21 protein-coding genes and 1 pseudogene are annotated in these 21,847 nt (G+C 65.1%); 17 read left to right on the top strand and 5 right to left on the bottom strand.

Features of this window, described 5'->3' with window-relative positions; genetic code table 11:
* Positions 1-62 precede the first annotated feature (62 nt).
* From O1Q03_RS02135 to O1Q03_RS02100, 8 genes are all read left to right on the top strand, one after another.
* Positions 63-458: an Imm41 family immunity protein gene (locus O1Q03_RS02135; protein ID WP_269501414.1), complete on the top strand. Its 396-nt coding sequence runs from the start codon at positions 63-65 to the stop codon at positions 456-458.
* The gene (locus O1Q03_RS02130; RefSeq protein WP_269501413.1) at positions 458-871 is read left to right on the top strand and encodes a hypothetical protein; all 414 of its coding nucleotides are present in this window, start codon (positions 458-460) and stop codon (positions 869-871) included. Before O1Q03_RS02135 ends, O1Q03_RS02130 begins: the two co-directional genes overlap by 1 nt.
* A 36-nt stretch (positions 872-907) precedes the next feature.
* A complete protein-coding gene (locus tag O1Q03_RS02125; RefSeq protein WP_269501412.1) occupies positions 908-2,347 on the top strand; it encodes a UbiA family prenyltransferase in 1,440 nt (479 codons plus the stop codon).
* Positions 2,348-2,361: 14 nt separating this feature from the next.
* Positions 2,362-3,552: a hypothetical protein gene (locus O1Q03_RS02120; RefSeq protein ID WP_269501411.1), complete on the top strand. Its 1,191-nt coding sequence runs from the start codon at positions 2,362-2,364 to the stop codon at positions 3,550-3,552.
* A complete protein-coding gene (locus O1Q03_RS02115; protein ID WP_269501410.1) occupies positions 3,549-3,887 on the top strand; it encodes a small multidrug resistance protein in 339 nt (112 codons plus the stop codon). The genes O1Q03_RS02120 and O1Q03_RS02115 overlap by 4 nt, the downstream gene beginning before the upstream one ends.
* Positions 3,888-3,970: 83 nt before the next feature.
* Positions 3,971-5,638, top strand: a complete 1,668-nt coding sequence (locus tag O1Q03_RS02110) for a ShlB/FhaC/HecB family hemolysin secretion/activation protein (protein ID WP_269501530.1) — start codon at positions 3,971-3,973, stop codon at positions 5,636-5,638.
* A gap of 712 nt (positions 5,639-6,350) precedes the next feature.
* Complete coding sequence (locus O1Q03_RS02105; protein WP_269501408.1) at positions 6,351-7,733, top strand: amino acid permease; 1,383 nt, start codon at positions 6,351-6,353, stop codon at positions 7,731-7,733.
* A 252-nt stretch (positions 7,734-7,985) separates the two neighbouring features.
* Complete coding sequence (locus O1Q03_RS02100) at positions 7,986-8,921, top strand: universal stress protein (RefSeq protein ID WP_269501405.1); 936 nt, start codon at positions 7,986-7,988, stop codon at positions 8,919-8,921.
* Between the two features lie 596 nt (positions 8,922-9,517).
* Here O1Q03_RS02100 and O1Q03_RS02095 read toward each other — a convergent pair.
* Complete coding sequence (locus O1Q03_RS02095; RefSeq protein WP_332112493.1) at positions 9,518-9,934, bottom strand: hypothetical protein; 417 nt, start codon at positions 9,932-9,934, stop codon at positions 9,518-9,520.
* A 586-nt stretch (positions 9,935-10,520) separates the two neighbouring features.
* On the opposite strand from O1Q03_RS02095, the gene O1Q03_RS02090 reads away from it, so the two are divergent.
* Positions 10,521-10,775 carry a DUF3562 domain-containing protein gene (locus O1Q03_RS02090; protein WP_269501404.1) on the top strand — a complete coding sequence of 85 codons (255 nt, stop codon included), beginning with the start codon at positions 10,521-10,523 and terminating at the stop codon, positions 10,773-10,775.
* A gap of 193 nt (positions 10,776-10,968) precedes the next feature.
* Complete coding sequence (locus O1Q03_RS02085) at positions 10,969-12,768, top strand: methyl-accepting chemotaxis protein (RefSeq protein ID WP_269501402.1); 1,800 nt, start codon at positions 10,969-10,971, stop codon at positions 12,766-12,768.
* Positions 12,769-12,837: 69 nt separating this feature from the next.
* Here O1Q03_RS02085 and O1Q03_RS02080 read toward each other — a convergent pair whose 3' ends face one another.
* Positions 12,838-13,812 carry a sigma-54 interaction domain-containing protein gene (locus O1Q03_RS02080; protein WP_269501401.1) on the bottom strand — a complete coding sequence of 325 codons (975 nt, stop codon included), beginning with the start codon at positions 13,810-13,812 and terminating at the stop codon, positions 12,838-12,840.
* Between the two features lie 417 nt (positions 13,813-14,229).
* On the opposite strand from O1Q03_RS02080, the gene O1Q03_RS02075 reads away from it, so the two are divergent.
* The 4 genes and pseudogenes from O1Q03_RS02075 to O1Q03_RS02065 all read left to right on the top strand — a co-directional run bounded on the left by O1Q03_RS02075 (position 14,230) and on the right by O1Q03_RS02065 (position 17,996).
* Positions 14,230-16,215, top strand: coding sequence for a hybrid sensor histidine kinase/response regulator (locus O1Q03_RS02075; RefSeq protein WP_269501400.1), 1,986 nt, complete (start codon positions 14,230-14,232; stop codon positions 16,213-16,215).
* Positions 16,216-16,306: 91 nt separating this feature from the next.
* Positions 16,307-16,662: pseudogene (locus O1Q03_RS40075) on the top strand (BON domain-containing protein).
* Positions 16,663-16,743: 81 nt separating this feature from the next.
* Positions 16,744-17,289: a hypothetical protein gene (locus O1Q03_RS02070; protein WP_269501399.1), complete on the top strand. Its 546-nt coding sequence runs from the start codon at positions 16,744-16,746 to the stop codon at positions 17,287-17,289.
* A gap of 95 nt (positions 17,290-17,384) precedes the next feature.
* Positions 17,385-17,996, top strand: a complete 612-nt coding sequence (locus O1Q03_RS02065; RefSeq protein WP_442865728.1) for a DUF4142 domain-containing protein — start codon at positions 17,385-17,387, stop codon at positions 17,994-17,996.
* Positions 17,997-18,033: 37 nt separating this feature from the next.
* Here the strand turns inward: O1Q03_RS02065 and O1Q03_RS02060 are convergent, their stop codons facing one another.
* From O1Q03_RS02060 to O1Q03_RS02050, 3 genes are all read right to left on the bottom strand, one after another.
* On the bottom strand, positions 18,034-18,534 hold the full coding sequence (locus O1Q03_RS02060; RefSeq protein ID WP_269501396.1) for a PRC-barrel domain-containing protein: 501 nt from the start codon (positions 18,532-18,534) through the stop codon (positions 18,034-18,036).
* A gap of 66 nt (positions 18,535-18,600) precedes the next feature.
* Positions 18,601-19,032, bottom strand: a complete 432-nt coding sequence (locus O1Q03_RS02055; RefSeq protein WP_269501395.1) for a CBS domain-containing protein — start codon at positions 19,030-19,032, stop codon at positions 18,601-18,603.
* Positions 19,033-19,372: 340 nt separating this feature from the next.
* The gene (locus O1Q03_RS02050; protein WP_269501394.1) at positions 19,373-19,624 is read right to left on the bottom strand and encodes a hypothetical protein; all 252 of its coding nucleotides are present in this window, start codon (positions 19,622-19,624) and stop codon (positions 19,373-19,375) included.
* Positions 19,625-19,766: 142 nt separating this feature from the next.
* On the opposite strand from O1Q03_RS02050, the gene O1Q03_RS02045 reads away from it, so the two are divergent.
* The 3 genes from O1Q03_RS02045 (at position 19,767) to O1Q03_RS02035 (ending at position 21,773) form a co-directional block, all read left to right on the top strand.
* Entirely contained in the window at positions 19,767-20,066 is a 300-nt protein-coding gene (locus O1Q03_RS02045; RefSeq protein ID WP_269501393.1) for a hypothetical protein, read from the top strand.
* Between the two features lie 309 nt (positions 20,067-20,375).
* On the top strand, positions 20,376-20,687 hold the full coding sequence (locus tag O1Q03_RS02040; RefSeq protein ID WP_269501392.1) for a hypothetical protein: 312 nt from the start codon (positions 20,376-20,378) through the stop codon (positions 20,685-20,687).
* A 204-nt stretch (positions 20,688-20,891) separates the two neighbouring features.
* On the top strand, positions 20,892-21,773 hold the full coding sequence (locus tag O1Q03_RS02035) for a MipA/OmpV family protein (RefSeq protein WP_269501391.1): 882 nt from the start codon (positions 20,892-20,894) through the stop codon (positions 21,771-21,773).
* Positions 21,774-21,847: the final 74 nt, after the last annotated feature.

The following is a 21,847-nucleotide window of genomic DNA, read 5'->3' as shown; positions in this document are numbered from 1 at the left end:
TTGACATGAGAAAACGACGGCAAGATGCAGCTACGTCATGTTGTGTGCCCTAGGGGTTGAATATGGATACAAAGACGATTGTTGCAGCCAACGTCTTCTCATCGCCCGCCTACGACGAGAAATCCTTTACTGGTGTCTTGCACGAGCGAGGAATCTGGCAAGAGGAACAATATTGGATGCTGGAAGCGGCGTTGTACGCACTCGCCCACGAAAAGACGATCGCAGTTAATCTGTACGCAGAAGTCTTTCTGATTTTCAATTTCGTGATTAATGCGATTTGCTCCCACCTCGACCAGAACGATTTGTATGAAATCGAAAATCTTGATCGTGAGAAGGTTTATGATTTGCGTGAACGAATCCGCATGGTTTTTGAGGGATTTTTTATCAGACCAATGCCGGATCAAGGAGCGTGCTTCGATGAGAGAAATCCGTTGCTCGGGAGTAGGGAGGGAAGTTGATGGCTATGGAACTGAATCGAATCAAAACCTTGTTGCGGGACCTAGCGCTGTCACACGGCTTGACGGATCCTGATCTGCGTGCATGCAACGAAGAAGTGGACGACCTAGAGTGCTATATCAATTGGAAACGGGATCAAGATGAATTGTTCGCGAAAGAAATGCGCCACGTTCAGGATGCCCTCGACCTGTATGACTCCGCCATGAAAAATGGGGACAAGTTGACGGCAAAAGCTGGATTAATCCACGCTGGAATTGCTCTTCAGGGCCTATCTGGTTTTTTTGATGGCTTAATGCACGACGTAAAAAAGCGTATGCCGATCCTCGCTTCGGTTGGCAGGAATTTCCGAGTGATGACTGGAAAGTTCAACCTGAATATGGGTTCAAGGAATGACCGATCAAATCAAGCTAGTTAAGCTGATGGTCAGATCTATTAAGGTCAAGCCATAAAAATGCGAGAGACCAAAAAACTTCCACTCGTGGTTGATCTTGATGGCACGTTGACAACCTCGGATACCTTGATGGAATCCGTGATACGTGTCGTCAAGAGACAACCTACGAACCTACTGCGCCTGCCTTTCTGGCTCGCGGGCGGTCGCGCCACGTTTAAGGCCAAGGTCGCAGAGCATGCCGATTTTCGAGCGGAAATGCTTCCCTACCGCGAATCGCTCATCGACTACCTCACTCACGAACGCGAGAGCGGTCGAAAAATCGTGCTTGCAACTGCCGCACATTGTTCGATCGCTGAGCGTGTGAGCACGCATCTCGGCCTGTTCGATCGTGTCATCGCTACCAGTGGCGGCACGAATCTCAAGGGGGAGGCGAAACTGGCTTGCATTCGCGAGCAGATCGGCGACGACTTCGTGTATGCGGGTGACAGCAAAGCCGACTTGCCCGTTTGGGCCGGCGCGAGAGGGGCCGTACTTGCTGGCGTTTCATTTGATGTCGCCGCAGACGTTCGCAGCCACGTTCCCATCGAACACGAGTTCACGAATGTACGTGCAACGTTCTTGACCTGGTGCAAGGCCCTGCGTGTTCACCAATGGCTAAAGAACCTGCTGCTGTTCGTCCCATTGCTGACGGCCTTTGCATTCCTTGACGTCGACAAAGTTGGCGTGCTCGCACTGGCGTTCTTGTCAATGTCGCTTGGCGCGTCGGCAACCTACATCGGCAACGATCTTTGGGATCTGGACAGCGATCGCAGACATCCAAGAAAGCGCAATCGTCCGTTTGCGAGCGCGGTGTTGTCGATCAGTCAAGGCATCACATGCGCCGCGGTACTGCTGACATTGGCGTTTGCATTGGCGTTGGCGGTGTCAGCCGAATTTACCGGCATGTTCGCGCTCTATCTGTTCCTGACGACGGCGTACAGCTGGCGTTTGAAGTCAGTCGTGCTACTCGATGTGGTCGTTCTGTCATTGCTGTACACGTACCGAATCGTCGCAGGGGCAGTTGCAGCGGAGATTATGGTGAGTCGATGGCTCCTTGCGTTCTCAGTGTTTGCGTTTCTCAGCCTCGCGCTCGTGAAACGTTGCTCCGAGTTGGTGTTCTTGCGCCAAAGCGACAAAAACGCGACGGCCGGTCGGGATTATCGAGTGAGCGACCTCGAAGTCCTTTGGCCGTTTGGCATCGGTGCTTCCCTCGCTGCGGTGGTCGTGTTTGGTCTGTTCATCAACGCCCCGGAAACGGTGGCTCGTTACACGGTTCCGCACCTTCTCTGGTTCGTGCAGATCGGATTGATCTATCTGTTCGGCCGTCTATGGATCGCTACGGTTCGCGGCGTGATGCACGACGATCCGATAGTCCATATTCTCGAGAATCGCGGTAGCTTCAGCATGCTTTGCGTAATGGTGGCGATCGTGCTGGCCGCTCACTTCTTGCCAGCTCCGTGAGCGGCACAATTGCTATGACAGAAAAAAACCGAAACCGCGTGCTGGCGTTCTGCCGCTTCGCCATCGTCTATGTGCTGCTGTTCGTATGCGCGGGAAACATCACCAACAGCATGTTGCTGAAGTGGGGTTTTCGCGACGACCAGAAAGGGGATTTTGCAACAAGCTACAGCCTCGTCGGCATGATGAATGGCGAGGCGCCGAAGCCGTATGTCTATCGCTCGTCGTTCCCGCGAGCCGCAAAATGGGTAGCCGAGCGGCTTGGGCAGGAAAAGCAGGAAAAGCTTTTCAAATCGATCAAACGACATGATTCGCTGCACAACGCCTATTTCACCAGTGTGCCGGACGAATATTGGACACCGATCGTGGCACTCGTCTATCACCTGACGTACATCGCGATCGTGTTGTCGACGCTGTTCGCGCTGTTGCTGATCTACAAGCTGGCCAGACTACATGGCCTGAACTTCGGGCAATCCGTTGGCTTTCTGGCGGCGTTCGGCTTCATCTATCCGCTCACGTTTCAGCAGGGCGGTTACTACTATGACTTTTTCGAACTGCTCGGCGTACTCGGTGCCTGCTATTTCCTGTTGAAGAAGCGGATGCTGGCATGCACGTTGATGGTTTCCATCTTCTCCCTGAACAAGGAAACGTTCTTCCTTGTTCCGCTCGCGCTATTTTTCCTGCACGAGCGCGACGTTCCGGTATTGAAACGAGTCGGTTGGCTGGTGCTGCAGCTTGTGATCTGCGTGGGCACGCGCCATTTTATCATGAGCGGCTACGACGCGAATGCAGGTGGTTTCGTCGAATTTCACGTCTGGGATAACCTGAAATTCTGGCTTAATCCCTTGTCTTACCTGTCGTTCTACAACCTGATCGGCAAGGGCATCTTTACGCCAAGTCTCGAAAATCCGCTGATGCTTGTCCCGCTTGCGGTGTTCTTCGGCTCGGCGTGGCGCGCGACGCCACATCGATACCGTATCTATTTTTTTGCGGCATTCCTGCCGGTGCTGGTGTTGTTCTTCTTTTTCGGCTACCGCGATGAGGCGCGAAACTTTTCGGTCGTCTTTCCCGCCATCGTGCTGATCGCGCTCCATGGCGCGAATCGGTTCAATATGATTTTTGAGGGGAACACGGGCGCATCCGATGACATCCGCACAAACACCAGGCCGCGGCCGGATGTGGCAGTCGTGACGGAGGCCGCGCGGTGAACTGGCTGATCGTCGTCGCAAGTGGCTTTTTCGGTGGTCTCGCGAGCATATTGCTCCGAGTTGCGGCTCTCAAGGGAATCGCACTTGGTGAGTCGAGCATGTTGCCATGGATCGCCCGCGGGGCAGCCATAGGCGCCTACGGTGTCGGGTTCCTCCTTTACGCAATCGCGCTGCGCAAAACAACGCTAGGCGTTGCGTATCCGGCGATGGTGGCGATTTCCATGCTCGTGTTGTTGTCGTTCACGGCATTACACGAACACCTGTTGCGGCCGATGCAGGTCGTCGGTGCTGTCGTCATCCTGATTGGGGTCTGGATGATCACGCGGTACGCGTAATCGAGAGAATCAAATACATGAAGAAGAAGATCCGAGGGAGTTGCCTTGTCGCGGGGTCGTTGCTTATCGCATCGGCCGGTGCGATGGCACAATCGGTACAGCCGCTTGGCAACGAACAACAGGCCCGTCAGCAGGAAGAAGCACGCGAGCGTGAGCGAATCGTTTCCGCGCCGGGCATTCGTTCGAGTGTCGCTGCGAGTGCAGGCTATCCACAGCTTCCGACCGAAACGCCGTGCTTCCGAATTGATCGTTTCACGGTCGACGTTCCCGATTCGCTGCCGGACGGCGTGAAGGCGCAGGGCGCGTCCGTACTGCCCATGGATCGCTTCGCGTTCGCACGTGAATGGCTGGAACACTACACGGGACAGTGTGTCGGCAAGCAAGGGCTTGATGTGCTTGTCAAAGCGTTGTCGCAAGACATTCTTTCGCGCGGGTACATCACGACGCGCGTGCTGCTCCCCGAACAGGATTTGTCGTCCGGTACGTTGAAAGTCTCGCTGATTCCCGGCGTGATCCGACACGTGCGTTTCGCTGACGAAAAACTGCGCGGCACATGGAAAACCGCATTCCCGACGCGCGACGGAGAACTGTTGAACCTGCGCGACCTTGAGCAAGGTCTGGAGCAGATGAAGCGCGTACAGAGTCAAGACGTCTCGATGCAGATCGTTCCGGGCGACGTCCCGGGCGAAAGCGATGTCGTGCTCGACGTGAAACGCGGCAAACCGTGGACTGTAGTGGCATCGATCGACAACTCGGGCACGCGCGCGACCGGCAAGCTGCAAGGCAACCTGTCGATCGGCATCGATAACCCGCTAGGCCTGAACGACATCTTCAACGTCGGCGTGAGCCAGGACCTTGAACTTGGCGACAAGCGCCTTGGTTCGCACGGCTGGAACGGCTTCTACTCGATCCCGTGGGGCTACTGGACCGCGACGTTATCGGCCTACACGAACACGTACTACCAGCAAATCGCTGGCGTGAATCAAACGTTCGTTGCAAGCGGCAATTCGAAGACGATCGATTTCAAACTGGCACGAGTGCTTGCCCGTAGCCAGAACGACGTGTTGGGTGGCTATGTCCGCTTGTCCCGTCGCTTCGGTCAGAGCTTCATCGAAGATACGGAAATCTCGCAGCAGCGGCGCAACAACACGTTCGTTGAATTCGGCCTGACCGACCGTCACTACTTCGACGGGGCGCAGTTCGACGGCACGCTGGCGTACCGACAGGGTGTCGGGGGCTTGGGTGCGCAGGACGACATTCTTGCTGCCGGTGGCGGTCCGACTTACCGCTTCAAGATGGCGGTACTCGATGCGAACCTGTCAGTGCCTTTCGCGATCGTGAAGCAGCCGTTCCGATACGTGACGAGCATCCACGGCCAATATACCGGGAACTCGCTGTACTACATCGATGACTTGACGATAGGCAGTCGCTACACGGTACGCGGTTTCGACGGCGAAACGATGCTGGCGGCGGCACGCGGTTTCTACTGGCGCAACGAGCTGCAGATGTCGATCGGACAAACCGGACAGGCGATTTATGCAGGATTGGACTACGGTCGCGTTTGGGGGCCGCAGCCGGTTGCGTTGGTCGGTACGCAGTTGGCCGGGGCGGTAATTGGCGTCAAAGGCAGCGTAGCGACACGTTTCGGCGGCTACGGTTACGACCTGTTCGCCGGTACGCCGGCCTACAAGCCGTCTGGATTTCCGACCGCACGCGTGACGGTCGGATTTCAGGTGACGGCCCAATTTTGAGCGGGATCGTGACGCTCGTTGCGATCTCACGTTGTATTTCGCACAGTTGACACTGGCGAAGTCCCGACAGCAATCGAAGCAGGAAAATAGGGAACTGACCGGCTTCTGCGGCTAAGCGAGCCATCCGGCACAGGCGCATGCGATGGCCCATGTCATTCAGGCACCTGACCGGTCGGCAACCAGTGACGACCTCTGTCGGTGCGCATGTCCGACGCCACCAAAGCTGGTGGCGTCGCAGTCGCTCTCGTATATCGAGGTCTGTAGATCAGAACGCGCGTGCGATCCCTCGCATTCGAATCCAACCACCACTTTCACCAGCCGCGATTTTCCCCAAAATCGCCTGGCGTGAAACCGCCGATCTTCCCTATAATCCCGCCTGCATATTGCGTGCGCTTGATTGCGCACATTCGACGCGCGTTCGTTCGCGCCGAAGGCGATGGATCCCGTTACCGCTCGTCCCGCCCACAGCCGCATCGGACGGGCCGCTCGAGCGTATTCCGTGAAAGACCCGATCCGTTTTTCCGGATTGTCCCGGGAAATACGGATAATCCACGACAATTCCAACCGAATTGACGCGGCATCCATGTCGTTTCTCATTCGGAAATCGACAACAGGGATTATTTCGTTTTCGGCTGCCGAAATCGGTATGAACGGTCGCGCATTGTCATCGACACAATGACGACGGCCCGCGCGCGGCTGCCAGGAGACGGATTTGAAACAACCAGAAGACCAGCTGCACCGCGGGCTGGAAGAACGGCACATCAACCTGATGGCGCTCGGGGCGACGATCGGCGTCGGCCTGTTCCTCGGCTCGGCCACCGCGATCCGCACGGCCGGCCCGGCCATCCTGCTGACCTACCTACTCGGCGGCATCGCGATCTTCCTGATCATGCGCGCGCTCGGCGAGATGGCGATCACCAACCCGGTCGCCGGCGCCTTCAGCCGCTACGCGCGCGACTACCTCGGCCCGCTCGCCGGTTACCTGACCGGCTGGACCTACTGGTTCGTGTGGATCGTCACCTGCATGGCGGAAATCACGGCGGTCGGCGTCTACATGCACATGTGGTTCCCCGCCGTGCCGAACTGGATCTGGGCGCTCGCGGCGTTGCTGGCGATGGGCTCGGTGAACTTCATCGCGGTCAAACTGTATGGCGAATTCGAGTTCTGGTTCGCGCTGATCAAGATCGTCACGATCGTGCTGATGATCATCGGCGGCGGCCTGATGATCGCGTTCGGAATCGGTAACGGCGGCGTCGCGACCGGCATCTCGAACCTGTGGGCGCACGGCGGCTTCATGCCGCACGGCATCGACGGCGTGATCGGCGCGCTGCCCATCGTGATGTTCGCGTATCTCGGCGTCGAGATGCTCGGCCTCACGGCCGGCGAGGCGCGCAACCCGGAGAAGTCGCTGACGAAGGCCGTGAATTCGGTGTTCTGGCGCGTGCTGATCTTCTACATCGGCGCGCTGTTCGTGATCATGTCGCTGTATCCGTGGGACCGGATCGGCACGCAGGGCAGCCCGTTCGTGATGACGTTCTCGCGGCTCGGGATCCCGGCCGCCGCCGGCATCATCAATTTCGTCGTGCTGACGGCGGCGCTGTCGTCGTGCAACAGCGGCCTGTTCAGCACCGCGCGGATGCTCTACAACCTCGCGCAGCAGGGCCAGGCGCCGGCGCTGCTCGGCCGCGTGAACCGCAACGGCGTGCCGGTGTACGGCGTGCTCGTGTCGGTCGCGTTGCTGCTGATCGGCGTGCTGCTGAACTATCTCGCGCCGCAGCACGTATTCGTGTGGCTGACGTCGGTGTCGACGTTCGGCGCGATCTGGACGTGGTGCGTGATCCTGATCGCACAGATGCGCTTTCGCCGCACCCTGTCGGCCGACCAGGTCGCGCGCCTGCCGATCCGCGTGCCGTTCTATCCGCTCGGTTCGTTCGCCGCGCTGGCGTTCCTTGCGCTGGTCGTCGTGCTGATGGCGTTCGCGCCCGATACGCGCGTCGCGCTCGTGATCGGCCCGGTATGGATCGTGCTGCTGGGCCTCGCGTACGCGGTGTTCTGCGCGAACCGCCCGGCGACGTCGATATCGACGAAGTCGTAAGCGAGCCGGGCGACGAGCGCCGTGCCGCGCACCCGAAGTGCGGTCGCGGCGCAGCGCGGTCCGCGCGTGTGTTGATCGCGATCATGCACGGCCGGCGCGGGCGTCATATGCTGTTTGAATCGCTTGTCCGCGCTTCGCGTGGCCATCCGCCGATCGCTGCGACCGCGCCGGCCGTCCGGCCGTCGCGTGTCACCGCCGCGCGAAGCTCCGGGCGTCGTTTCACGACGATGCACCCGCGAGGAGGCCTTCGCCATGCAACCCACCCCGTCCATCCCGCCGCTCGCCCGGATCGCGCTGGCCGTCGACCCGACGCCGGAATCGCTGTCCGCCGCGCGCTATGTCAGCACGCTGCTGCGTCCCGGCATGCGGGTGCGCATCGTCTGCGCAATCGACAATCCGCGTCTCGTGCTGCCCGACATCCCGCGCATCGACGCGTTGCTGAGCTCGGCGCGCGAGGACATGGCGCGCGAAGCGCAGGCGGTGCTCGAGCGCACGGCCGCGCTGTTCGCCGGTGCCGGCGTGGAACTCGAGCAAACCATCATCGATACGTCGGTCACGGGCGGCACGGTGGCCAACGCGCTCGCGAACGACACGTCGACCTGGCACGCCGACGTGCTCGTGGTCGGCGCGAATCCGCATCACGGGTTGCTGCGGCTCGTCGAAGGCGCGATGTCCGACACGCTCGCCGCCCGCGCACGCTGCGCGTTGCTGATCGTGCCGGTCGGCTACGCGCGGCCGTCGGACGGGCCGCTGCAGCGTCTGATGTTCGCGGTCGACGGCAGCGAGCCGTCGTTGCATGCGGTTCATGTCGGGCTCGGCTTCGCGGCGCCGACGACGCTGCTGTACGCCGCCTACGTCGTCGATCGCGCGGTTCGTCTGACCGATATCGTGCCGGTGCGCGCGCTCGAGGATGCGTATCGCGCGGAGGGCGAGGATGCGCTCGCCCGCATCGGTCCGGTGTTCCACGCCACCGGGAACCCGACCAAGCGCGGCATCGTCGAAACCCGTCCGACCAGCGACGACGTCGCGCACGCGCTGATGCGCGACGCGGTGCACTGGCATGCGGAACTGCTGGTGGTCGGCACGCATGGCCGGCGCGGTATCGCCGCGTGGCTGATCGGCAGCGTCGCGCGCCGCGTTGCGCATCTGGCACAGGTGCCGGTGCTGCTGGTGCGCGGTGCCGCGTGAATGTCGCGATGGCGCACAAGCGAAGCGGACATTCGTTGACCTGTGTCAGAAACGGCGTCATTCGCACGTGAGACATTGACGCAACTTCGCACGTAGAGGGTTCGCGTCCGCGTGCGATGCGTGCGGCCCCGATCCATCGGTCGTGCAGCGCGTTGAACCGTGCCGTCGAAGTCCGCGTTCGAATGCGCGGCCGGCGTCGTCTCGCGCGGATCGTTTTCCGGACCCGGGCCATGCGTCGCGTGGCACGATCCGAGCAAGCACTCTCTGGCACGAGGGTAGGCGGCAGACTGCCGCCTTGGGCGACGGACGGGGTGTCGATCACCCCGTCCGCTTTCCCGGCCCCGTCGAACCACTTTCCTCGCAGGAATATTCTTTTGATGTCGCCGTGCGGAACGGCGCGCAATCGCAGGTACCGGCATGCGATCGCGGATTGCGGATCGGTGTGGATGGCGGCATGCGATGCGCTGTCGTCCATGCTCGGCGGTATGCGCCAGGCGCTACGCGTTCGGCCATCGCTGCCGATGTGCGACGCAGCCGCGCTGCGGCCGCGTGCCACGTCGGCTGCGTTCGTGCGTGCAGGCCCGGGTTTCAGGCCGTTACGTGATGCAAAGCGCGTGCGGCTCGCGCAGACGGCCGGCGCCGCGGCAGGCGCACGCATGGCGATGCGCGCCATGCAGTCGTCCTCGAGTGGCGGGCCTGTGATGGCGTAGGCGCGGCCAACCGGGGCGCGTCTTGCGGCGCGCTCCCGCAACGGCCGGTGCATCGACGGCGGCATCGGCGCGCGCGCACAGTGCGGCGGCGAACCGCTGCAGCGCGAACACCGACCCCGCGACGCTCTGGTATTTTTCGCGGCCGATCTGCCCGTCGAGCGTGACGAGCAAACCCGACTCGCGCGCGAGCGCGAGCAGCGCGTCCAGATCTGCGGGCGGGCGGATGCCGTCCTGCGCCGCGGGTGCGGCGTGCGCATGAGCGCGCCGCTGTCCGTCCCGGGCCCGGAAGTGACTTGATGCCATGATCGGTCTCCTGCGCCGGACCCCGCGTGCCGGCTCGACGGCCGGCTGAGCGATGACCCGGTATGAACGCTCAGTTCATGACTTCAGTATCGGTCCGGCAGCGGGCGTTGCCAATCGGCGCGCGCTGAAGTCGCTGTCAGGCATTGCGCGCCACCTATCGGAATCCGCTGACACGCGCAGCGGCCGATCTGCCGCGGCGCTGCGGTCCGGCACCGCGCGTACGACGCGCAGCGCGCCGGCCGCGCGCATTTCGGCCGACGAATCGTCGCGGGTGCCGACGCTTGACGCCGGCCTTCGGCCGGACTAAGTTCCCCACTGCATCGACGTCGCGCGGCGGTCCATCTCCCGCTCGATCGTCGGTGCCGCGCCTCGGGGTGGCGTGACAGTGCTTCCAATGGCTCGCGGGCGATCCTGCACCGCGGGCGCAGTGCGCGCACCGGTCCATCGGCGGATCGGCGCAGCGGTATGCAACGTACCGTTGAGCGAGCGCAAACACGCTTCGGCGCATCGCACGCCGGGCGGCCGTCCAGTCTCCAAACTTTCGGTAGCGTCATCTTTTCGTTCCTCGACCGTCAGGAGCCCGTTGATGTCACAGGACAAGTTGCTCGAATCACTCAAGGAAGTCGCCGAACGGCGCGCAATCGGCCCCGACCAGTTGCGTACGATGCTCGACGAAGAAGTACGGGCGCTGTCGTCCGACGCACGTGTGCACGACTACATCCACGTGTTCGCGATTCGTCACCTGCGCGAACGGATGCGCAGGCAGGCCGAACTCGAACGCGACACGTCGGCCGGTACGCCGCAACGGGAACCGGATCAGGCGACGAGTCGCCGTCTGTGAAAGACGTCGCGGCGGGCCCGTCTGCCCGCCGCGGCGTCCGCTCGATGGTCCTGACAGCGGGCTTGCGACTATCCGCGAGTTTCGTCAGACGATTCGCCGAATTGTCACGACGGCCTCAAGTAAGCGGCGCGAATGCCGTATACCCGGTGAATTCGTCCACCGGGCGTTCGCGCTCCCTTACCGAGTCGTTGCCATGTTCTCGTCCATCCGGACCCGTATTCTCGCCGCGTGCGTTGCCATCGTCGTATTCGCGCTCGTCGCCACCACGCTGATCAATTACTTCATCGCACGCTCGTACAACGACGACGCGATCGACCGCAACCTCACGTCCGTCGCCAGCGGCCACGTGGTCGGCATCGGCGACTGGGTCGCGACCCGCAGCCAGATGATCGCGTCGCTGCAGGACGCGGCGCTGTCGCCCGATCCGGTGCCCGTATTCAAGCAGATGGCCGCGGCGGGCGGCTTCACGAACGTCTACGTCGGCTACGCGGACAAGGCGTTCCATTTCTCCGACCCGACCGGCATCGGGTCCGACTACGATCCGACCAGCCGTCCGTGGTACAAGCAGGCCGCGCAGGCCGGCAAGCCGGTCGTCACGCCGCCGTACATCGACGCCGGCACCGGCAACCTGGTCGTCACGTTCGCGGTGCCGATCCTGCGCGACGGCGGGCTGAAGGGCGTCGTCGCGGCCGACGTCGCGATGGACAGCGTGATCGCGAACGTGAAGTCGATCCGCCCGACGCCCGCGAGCTTCGGGATGTTGATCGACAGCGCCGGCCACATCGTCGCGCATCCCGACGCGAAGCTCACGCTGAAGCCGGTTGCCGACGTGTCGCCCGATCTCGGCGCGATCAGCGCGGCGTCGCTCGCCGGCGCAAGCGCGCCGGTCGACGTGCACGTCGGCGGCGACGCGAAGCTGGTGCGCGCGCAGGCCGTACCGGGCACCGACTGGTATGCGCTGGTGCTGCTGGACAAATCCGAAGCGACGGCCGGGATGCGCTCGCTGCTGACCGCGTCGCTGATCACGCTGGTGGTGATCGTCGGCGTCGCGTCGCTGATCGTCGGCGCGATCACCACGACCGCGTTCCGCCGCCTGTCGCAGGTGCGTCAGGCGATGGCGTCGATCGGCTCGGGCGCGGGCGACCTCACGCAGCGCCTGCCGGCCGAAGGTCGCGACGAGGTGGCCGACATCGCGCGCTCGTTCAACAGTTTCGTCGACAAGCTGAACGACGTGATGCGCCAGATTCGCGATGCGAGCGAGTCGGTGCGAACGGCCGCGAACGAAATCGCCGCCGGCAACCAGGATCTGTCGTCGCGCACCGAATCGGCGGCGGCGAGCCTGGAGGAAACGGCCGCGTCGATGGAGGAAATCACCGCGACGGTCGGCCAGTCGGCAGCCGCCGCGGGCCAGGCCGACGAACGCGCGGCCGCTGCGTCGCGGATCGCGTCGCACGGCGGCGTGGTCGTGTCGGACGTCGTCGCGACGATGGAGAAGATCGAGGAAGCGTCGGGCCGGATCGGCGACATTATCGGCGTGATCGACGGGATCGCGTTCCAGACCAACATCCTCGCGTTGAACGCGGCAGTCGAAGCGGCACGCGCGGGCGAGCAGGGCCGCGGGTTCGCGGTGGTCGCGCAGGAAGTGCGCAGCCTCGCGCAGCGCAGCGCGCAGGCCGCGCGCGAGGTCAAGGTGCTGGTCGAATCGACGGTCGCGAGCGTGTCGGCCGGGTCGGGGCAGGTGCGCCAGGCCGGCGACACGATGCGCGAGATCGTGTCGAACGTGACGAACGTGACGACGATCATCTCCGAGATCACGCATGCGGCGAACGAACAGACGCGCGGGATTCAGGAAGTGAATCGCGCGGTCACGCAGCTCGACGAAATGGTGCAGCAGAATGCGGCGCTCGTCGAACAGTCGACCGCGGCCGCGACCGCGCTGCAGACGCAGGCGAACGCGCTCGCGTCGACGGTCGGGCAGTTCAAGGTCGCATGACCCGAGCCGGGCGGCGCGATCGGCAATTGCCGGTCCGTGTGCCCGCGATGCGCGTGACGGCGCCCGCCGTCACGTGTTGGCGTCGTCGCGCATCAGCGCGAGACGGTTGTAGAGCGTCTTCAGGCTGATGCCGAGCGCTTTCGCGGCTTGCGGCTTGTTGCCGTCGAAGTGATTGAGCGTCGCCGCGATGAAGCGCTGCTGCACATGGTGCAGCGTCGCACCGAGCGGCAGCGCCATGGCATCGTCCGACGTGAGGTCGGGTAGCATCGACGGCTTCGGCAGCGTGATGTCGATCCCGTCGTCGGCCAGGATGTACGCGCGCTCGATCGTGTTGTGCAGCTCGCGCACGTTGCCGGGCCACGAATACGCGCGCAGCGCGGCGATCGCCGCATCGGTCAACCGCTTGTGCGAACGGTGCCGCGCGTTGAGCGCATCGACGAATTCGTGCGCGATCGTCTCGACGTCGCCGTCCCGCTGGCGCAGCGGCGGCACATACAACGCGAATGCGGCGAGGCGGTAGAACAGGTCCTCGCGCAGCCGCCCGTCGCGCACGGCTTCGGCCGGATTGTGACGCGTCGCGGACAGGATCCGCACGTCGAGCGGAATCGATTCGGTGCCGCCCACCCGCACGATCGTGTTCGATTCGAGCGCCCGCAGCAGCTTCACCTGCAACGCTGCGGGCATTTCCGCGATCTCGTCGAGCAGCAGCGTGCCGCCGCACGCGGCTTCGAAGAATCCTTCGCGCTGCGCGACCGCGCCGGTGAAGCTGCCTTTCTCATGGCCGAACAATTGCGCCTCGGCGATATCGGCCGGAATCGCGCCGCAGTTGACGGGCACGAACGGCCCGTCGCGACGCGTGCTGAGGTCGTGCAGCCGGCGCGCGACGATATCCTTCCCGACCCCGCTTTCGCCGGCAATCATCACGCTCGCGCGAGTCGGCGCGATTTTCTCGATACGGCCGAGCAACGTGCGCATCGCGGCGGAGCGGCCCGACAGCCGGCGTGGGTCGGCGCGCTGTTTCGAACGGTTCGCGGATTCAGCCATGGGTTCAGGCGGGCCGGTTTGAAAATCGGCACCGCACGGTTCCTTCGTTGCAATATTTATCATCGACAGCGCAACGGACCGGAAGGTGCCTCAATATAGAAAATTCCAATGCGCGCGCCGATGCCGCAAGAAATAGGCGATCGCGGCCGGCGGGTCGCCGATGAGTGCATTTTTTACGACGCTTCAATGAAAAATCGAAAGCGACTGCAATTGCATGCGCGCATATGCGCGCTTGACCGATCGGTACCCCGGCCATGTTCCGACGCCGACCGTACCTGCGGCACGGCAGCGAACGTGCCGGCCGCAGGTACGGTCGTTGCGGCGCATTGAAAGCTCGCTCGGCACGCTCGACGGCTTGCCGGACCGCCGAGGCGGTGTGCCGTCGCATCACGGTTGCCGGCGTGATGCAAGGAAACGATGAGGACCTTTACCCGTGAACTGTTGCGGCAGGGTGTATGGGTCGTGCTGGCTGTCGGGGTGGCGTCCGCGCTCCAGGCGTGGGCGATTCGCGTCGTCGGCGTGCATGAACCGTTTGCACCGCTGCCTTTCTATGCCGGTGTCGCAGCCGCCGCCTGGCTGACGTCATTCGCCGGCGGGCTGGCCGCGACGGCTGCCAGCGTGGCCGTGCTCGCCGTGGTGTGGTGGCCGGGCGCGCCGATGGCCACGCTGCTCGCGCAGGCTGGCGCGTTCATCGCAATCAGTTTCGTCGAGTGCATGCTCGTGATGGCCGTGAAGCCGCTGCTCGCGAGCGACCGCCTGCGCGGTGCGGCCGATGCCGCCCAGGACGCCGCGCCGATGCCGCGCCGCGAACCGGCTCCCGCCACGCGCTCGCTCGACGACAACCTGCTGCGTCGCGTGGTCGATGCATCGCCCGACGCGATCGTCGGCGTCGATGCCGGCCGGCGGATCACGAGCTGGAACCCGGCCGCCCGGCGCATCTTCGGCATGGATGCCGCGACCGTGATCGGACAGGACGTGACAAGCCTGATCGCGCCGCGCTGGCTACGCCGGCATCCCGTCCCGGCGTCGTTCGCGAACACGCGCGCGCCTTCCGGCCCGCTCGACATTCTGTGTTTGCGCCGCGACGGCGGCCGCTTTCGCGCGACCGTCGCGGCATCGCCAATCGTCGACGCACAGGGCAACTGCACCGGTTTGTCGATGACGCTGCGCGAGGCGGGCGAGCGTCGCCTCGAAGAGCGGCGCCACGTGCGCTCGTTGCGCGGCGCGCGCGACGCGCGCGTGCAGGCCGACGAGTCGAACCGGATGAAGGACGAGTTGCTGGCCACCGTGTCCCACGAATTGCGCACGCCGCTGAACGTGATCTACGGCTGGGTCGAGGTGCTGCGCAGCGTCGACGGTCAGGGCTTCGCACACCAGGCGATCGACGCAATCGACCGTAGCGCGCGATCGCTGTCGCACATGGTCGGCAACCTGCTCGACGCGTCGTCGCTCGCGACCGGCCGCACGCACCTCGAGCGCGTGCCGGTCGACCTCGTGCGCATCGTGCGAGAAACGGCGCACGAACTCGGCGCGAGTGCCGAGGCGAGCGGGCTCCAGTTGACGACCGAATGCACGATGGCGAACTGCGTGATCTCTGCCGACGGCGAGCGCCTGCGCCAGGTGCTGTCCAACCTGCTGTCGAACGCGTTCAAGTTCACGCCGCCGGGCGGACACGTGAAGATCTCGCTGACGCGCGCGGGCGCGCGCGTCCGGCTGTCGGTCACCGATACGGGGCAAGGCATTTCCGCGGAGCGCCTGCCCCATCTGTTCGATACGTTCAACCGGCCCGAAGGCGCGTCGGCGTCGCCCAAGCGCGGGCTCGGGCTCGGGCTGTCGATCGTGCGCAACATCGCGCGCCTGCACGGCGGCGAAGTCGCGGCAACGAGCGAGGGCGCCGGGCGCGGCACGACGGTCACGGTCATGCTGCCGGTCGACCCGGGCGGCGACGAGTCGTTCGGCCACCCGATGCGGTCGGGCGGCGCATCGACGGCGGTCGCGCTCGACGGCCAGCGCGTGCTCGTGGTCGACGACGACGCGACGACGCGCGCGAGCCTCGCCGCGGCGCTCGAAACGCTGGGCGCTGAAGTGTCGACCGCGCAATCGGGACACGATGCGCTCGACGCCGTCGCGCAGCAGCGCCCGAGCGTCGTGCTGTCCGATCTCGCGATGCCGGACGGCGACGGCTTCTGGCTGGTCGACCATATCCGGCATCTGCCGGACGGCGGCGCACGCCTGCCGGTCGTCGCCGTGACCGCGCATGCGGGCAGCATGGACCGCAGTCGCGTGATGGCCGCCGGCTTCGATGCATATGTGTGCAAACCGGTCGACATGCCGACGCTGGCGAGCGTGATCGTCGACATATCGGCCGGCGACCGGAAGGGCGGAAGCGGATCGCGGCGCTGACGCACGGGCTCGATCCGCTCCCCCGCAGGAGGCGCGATGAAAGGATCGGAAGACCCGCTGCGCGAGGGCGTCCCCCGAGGCGCCGGAACGCATCCCGTGCATACCGCCGGTCGCGCAGATCGCGAGCATACTTATGCTGTCGTGTGCATGGATCGCGATGCGTCGCTGCGCGTCGGCGGACGCAAGCGTTCGGGCGAAGCTCGCGAGCCAGGCGTCGGCCGTCGGCAGCGAGCTGCGCGATGCGACCCTCGTGTCCCGTATCCGGGCCGCGCTCGTCGCCGAGCGGAGGCTGGCGTCCGACGACATCGACGTGCCGGTTCACGGCCGCGTAGCCGAGCTGACGGGCCGATGCCCGATGAGCCGCTACAGGCGACCGCGGTCCGGGGCGTGCACGACGTCGACGGCGTGCGCGGCCTGCGCGACAGGTTGCAGATTCGCCGGAAGTAACGTGATGCGCGGGCAAGCGGCGGGGCCGATCGGGCGTCGCGCGCGTTGCGGCCCTGCGCGGCACCAGCAGGAGGGTTCGACATGGACACCATCATCGCGGGCCGTTTCTCGACGCTCGAGCGGGCGGAGCGCTGCGCGGAACAATTGCGCGGCCACGCCGTGCATCGGGACGACGTGAAGGTCTTCTTTCTCAATCCGCCGGGGCAGCATGCGCTGTTCTGGCTCGGCGGCGACGTCTACGCGGATTCCGCAGCGCGCCCGGGCGGGATCGGCGCGCTGGAGGGCGTGGCCATCGGCGCGATCGTCGGGCTGGTGGGCGCAGCGCTGCTGTATCTCGCCGGGCTCCATTCGCCGCTCGCGTGGATCGGCGTGCCGCTGGTCGGCGGTTACGTCGGCGCGTTGTGCGGTGCGCTCGGCAAGATGAAGGGCGATGCGCCGGAAGGCCATGGTGCGCTGAAGCAATGCGAGAACGGCGTCGTGCTGGCCGCGCACGTCACGCGACGCACGGCGACGTTTGCGGAGCGCACGCTGCTCGCGTGCGGCGCGCTGTCGATCGAGCGCGTCGAAGGCGCATGGCAAAACGGCGCGTGGACCGATTTCTTCACGTCCGAGCATCGCCCCGCATGACGCGCGCGTCTGCAACGTTCGACCGGCCCGGGCCTTCGGCGCAGCCGGCGCTCGGGATCAAACCCGACGGCAAGCGCCGGACCGGATCCCGGTTCATGCGGCGCGTGGGTACAGCGCGCAGGCTGGTGTCGGGCGCGCTCGCGGCGTGTTGCGCGCTGGCGGCGGCGCCCGTGTGGGCGCAGCCGGCGAGCGCGTCGTCGGTGCAGGTCGCGCCGGGCGTCGTGCGCCCCGGCGAGACCGCCGACGAGGCCGACATGACACGGCGTCCGACCGGCATCGACGCCGAATTCGTGGACAAGGCGAGCATCGTCGGCAGGACGCAGTTGCAGGCGGGCCAGCTGGCGCTCGACCGGTCGTCGAACCCGGACGTCAAGGCATTCGCGCGCCGGATGCTCGACGATCACGGCCGCATCGCGGGCACATTGAGCCGGCTCGGCGCGCAAAAGGGCGTGCCCGTACAGGCGCGGATGCTCGTCGATCCCGCGGTGAACGCGCTGCGAAGCAAGCAGGGCCGGGCATTCGACACGGCATACGTCGAACTGGCGGGGCCGCATGCGCACGAGGAAATCGTTCGGCTCTACGAGGCGGAAGCGCACAACGGCCACGACCGGCAGCTTCGCGCGTTCGCTGCCGACACGCTGCCGATGCTGAAGGCGCACCTGACAGCCGCCAGGCAACTCGCGCAGACGGTTGCCGCCGCGCACTAAGGGCCGTACGGCGCAGCACGAGACGCTGCGTGATATGTCAGGGCCGCCGCGTATCGCTTTCCGGGCCGCCCGGTGACGCTTCGTACGGCGGCGCGTCCAGTGCCGTTTCGCCTTCCTCGATCAGCCAGTAAGGCGCCGAGCCGTAATACGCGTGCAGCGCTTCGCCCCATACGGGGTCGGCCATCGTCGGCCAGTTGCCCTGGTCGAAGCCGGGCGCCTCGCGCACCCGTTCGGTCGGCAGCGGCAGCACGAAGCACCGACGTTCCGTGTCGAGCGTGAGCACGTTCCACGGCACCGCGAGCAATTTGTCGCCGATCCCGAGAAAGCCGCCCGACGACACGACCGCATACGCGATCCGACCCGAGCGGACGTCGAGCATGATGTGCGTGACCTTGCCGATGTCGTCGCCGTCCATCGTCAGTACATGGTCGTCTTTCAGCGTGCCGGCAGCCATCACGTCCGGGCCGGGCCCGCCGGCCGAATGGCCGCCGTTGCCGACGATGCGCGCGGGTGCGCGCGACGCTCTGTCCGTTGTCATCGCAGTCTCCAGGTCGAACGGGCGCCGGGCTTGCGCCGGGGCGCCGCACGGGTGAAAGGGCGCCGCTCAGCGACGCCGCGGCAATGACACGTCCTCGAGTGTGTTGGCCAGCTCGTCGCGTGCCGGGCCGCCCGCGCGTGTCGCGATGTCGCCGAGCGACACGATGCCGACGAGCCGCTTGTTGCCGTCGAGCACCGGCATCCGGTGCAACTGCACGTCGGCCATCCGCTGCTGCACGTCGCCGACGCCGTCGTCCTCGACGCACCATTGCACCGGTGCGGATGCGACCGCCGTCACCGGCGTGTCCGGGGAATGGCCGTGCGACAGCGCGCGCACCGCAAGGTCGCGATCCGTCACGATCGCGACGAGCTCGTTGCCGTCGCAAACTGGCAGCACACCGATGTCGAAGCGCTGCATCAATTCGGCCGCATGGCGAATCGTGTCGGTGGGCGCGACGCACACCACGTCGCGCGACATGATCTCGTTGACGCGATACATGAACGCCTCCTTCGTAAGCGGGACGATGCGGGAGCACGATGCGTGCCGCGTCCGGCCGGCACGCGCCGGGCCGGCGCGGCCGGGCTCCGGAGGAATTTGCCAGCGCGCTTGTACATCTTCCACGGCCGGAACCGCGGCCGGGCCGCGAGCGACGTCAGTGGCCGACGCCCGTCATCACGACGATTGCGAGGACCAGCGCGCTCTCGATCGCGGCCAGCGCCGCGACGCCCGCGGCGCCGCTGACTTCATGCCATGCTCGTTCCATGCGTTTCATGTCTTTCGCTCCGGTTGGCCCGGCCTTGCGACACGCTGGCGCGCACCGCAGGCCGGGATGCCGCCGTCAGCCGTGATCGCGGGGCGGTGGTGGGACGTCGGGCGCGCGACGTTTGCGTTCGCCGGACGGTTTGGCGGGGTCGATGCGGGTCGCGCCGCCAACGGCGGGCGGGTCGCTGGCCGGAAACGTCTCTTCGAGCCCTTCGTCGATGCGCTCCTCCGTCTTCTTGTCTTCGGACGGCGGGCGCGACGTGGCGAGCCGAAATGATCCGGCGGCCGGCGACACGGCATCGCGGCGGCCGGTTTCGTGAACGGTCATGATCGAACCTCCTTTATGGTAACGACGGACGCAAGCGCCGTGCCGCGTAGCGGCGGCGGCATGGCCCTTGCAGCCATCGAGCCCGCCGGGACCGACGGACGCGAGGCGCGCCCGCCGCCGGCGTGGACGAGAGGAAATCGTGATGAATGAACCCACGGAAAGGATACGTTACGACGCGAACGTGTGCGGCGGCGATTTCAGTCACGTGCGCGAGCGTTTCGATAGACGGAAGCGCGAATCGTCGATCTATCGTCCCGAGCGGCGCCTGTTCGCCGGCAAGGACGACGTGCGCGAACTGAACCATACCGTCTACGAGGGGCCGGCAAGCGCGCAGCGGGCGCGGGTCGCGCGATGCGCGCCGTCCGATCCGTTCGCGCTCGCGGTGCAGCTTGCCGCGGACGGGCGCACGAGATGGCTCGCGATGGCGGCTTACGACAGGTGAGCGGCCGTGTTGGGTCGCAGGAATCGGCACCGGGCAGGTACGTCGCTTGCGTGCGCTGGCCGCGCCAATCGACACGCGCGAGCCGCCGCGCAGGACTGACATGAATACGCCATCCATGCTGCACCGCCCCGAACCGATCCCCGACGTCGAGCCCGACCCGACGTGGCCCGCGCACGACGATCCGGTGGATCCGCCCGTGCCGCTGGGGCCGCCGCACGGCGATCCGCCGTCGCAGCCGCCGCCGATGCGGATCCCGGGCGGATGCGGCAAACCGCAGCCGGCCGCGCGATCACTGAAAGGAGGACCATCATGGACATTCACGTGCAATCGCCGGACAAGCGCGCGATCGCCCAGGTGCTGGGTCGCTATTTCGAGTCGCGCTCGTTGCGCTATCACATCGAGGAATTGCCGGGCGGCGTGCTGCATATCGGCTTTCGCGCGAGCGGCCGCCCGGTCGCCGTCACCGTGTCGTTCGACGATTCCGCGTACGACGCCTACACGCACTGGGACGCGAGCCAGAAGCAGCTCGCGCTCGGCCGGCTCGCGGACGGCTTCTCGCGGATGATGTCGACACGTAGCCCGGCCGCGCTCGCCGGCGATTACCACGTCGAGCGTTTCTGATTCCGCAACGATCCAACGGCGCGTGCCGGAAGCCGGCAAAGTGCCCGCATCCAGCGGGCGCTTTGCGGCTTCGCGCATGTCGCGTTAGGATGTCCGTTAATTCAGCGCACACTACGTTCGCGCCGTCGGCAGTCTGTCGTGGCAACCGATCAAGCGCGACGCGCTTTCCCTCAGGTTCGTTTTGCGCAACCGGTGGAGACCGCCTTGTCGACCATTGCTCGCCCGTTGTTGTCACCGGCCACGCGCCGGTTCGTATCCGGTCTGTCGGCCTTCGCCGCGCTCGCGGCATCCGGCGCGCGCGACGCGTCGGCGCAGACGCCTTCGCCGCTCGGCGAATGGCAATACTCGGCGGGCGTCCCGCTGCAGAAGCTGTTCAATCCGACCGTCCCCACGTGGCAGGTCAGCGTCGGCGCCGCGATGACGCTGCAGCCGCGCTATGCGGGCTCCGATCGCTATCGCGTGATGGGCGGCCCGAATTTCGACCTGCGCTATCGCGACCTGTTCTTCTTGTCGACGGGCGAGGGGCTCGGCGCGAACGTGCTGCGCGGGCCGAACTGGCGCGTGAGCATGTCGGTCGGCTATGACCTCGGGCGCCGTTCGGCCGACGATCTCGGCCACCTGAACGGCCTCGACAACATCAATGCGGCGCCGGTGATGAAGCTCGCGGCCGACTACGTGATCTCGAAGGATTTTCCGCTCGTGCTGCGTGCCGATGTCCGTCGCAGCATCGGCGGCTCGAACGGCTGGGTCGGCGATTTCTCCGCGTACATGCCGATGCCGGGCAGCAACGAGCATTTCTTCTGGTTTGCGGGGCCCACCGTGTCGTTCGCCGACTCGCGCTACATGAACAGCTGGTTCGGCGTGAGCCAGGGCGCATCGGCGCGCTCCGGCTTGCCGACCTATTCGGCGAGCGCCGGGATGAAGTCGTACGGCGCGGGCGTGACGATGGTCTGGTTCGTCAACAAGCATTGGTTCGTGACGATGGACGGCGCGATCGAACAGCTGGTGGGCCGCGCACGGCGCAGCCCGATCACGCAGCAGTCGACCAACGGCGTATTCGACATGTCGGTGAATTACCAGTTCTGAGCAGTGCCGATCCGGCGGGCAGCGGCGACGTGCGGCATTTTTCGTCACATTTGCTATGATTGCGACCTGTACAA

Source organism: Burkholderia sp. IMCC1007, from assembly GCF_027257875.1.
Classification (GTDB): domain Bacteria; phylum Pseudomonadota; class Gammaproteobacteria; order Burkholderiales; family Burkholderiaceae; genus Burkholderia.
The sequence above is the reverse complement of the archived record's forward strand: the minus strand, read 5'-3'. Positions and strand labels throughout refer to the sequence as shown.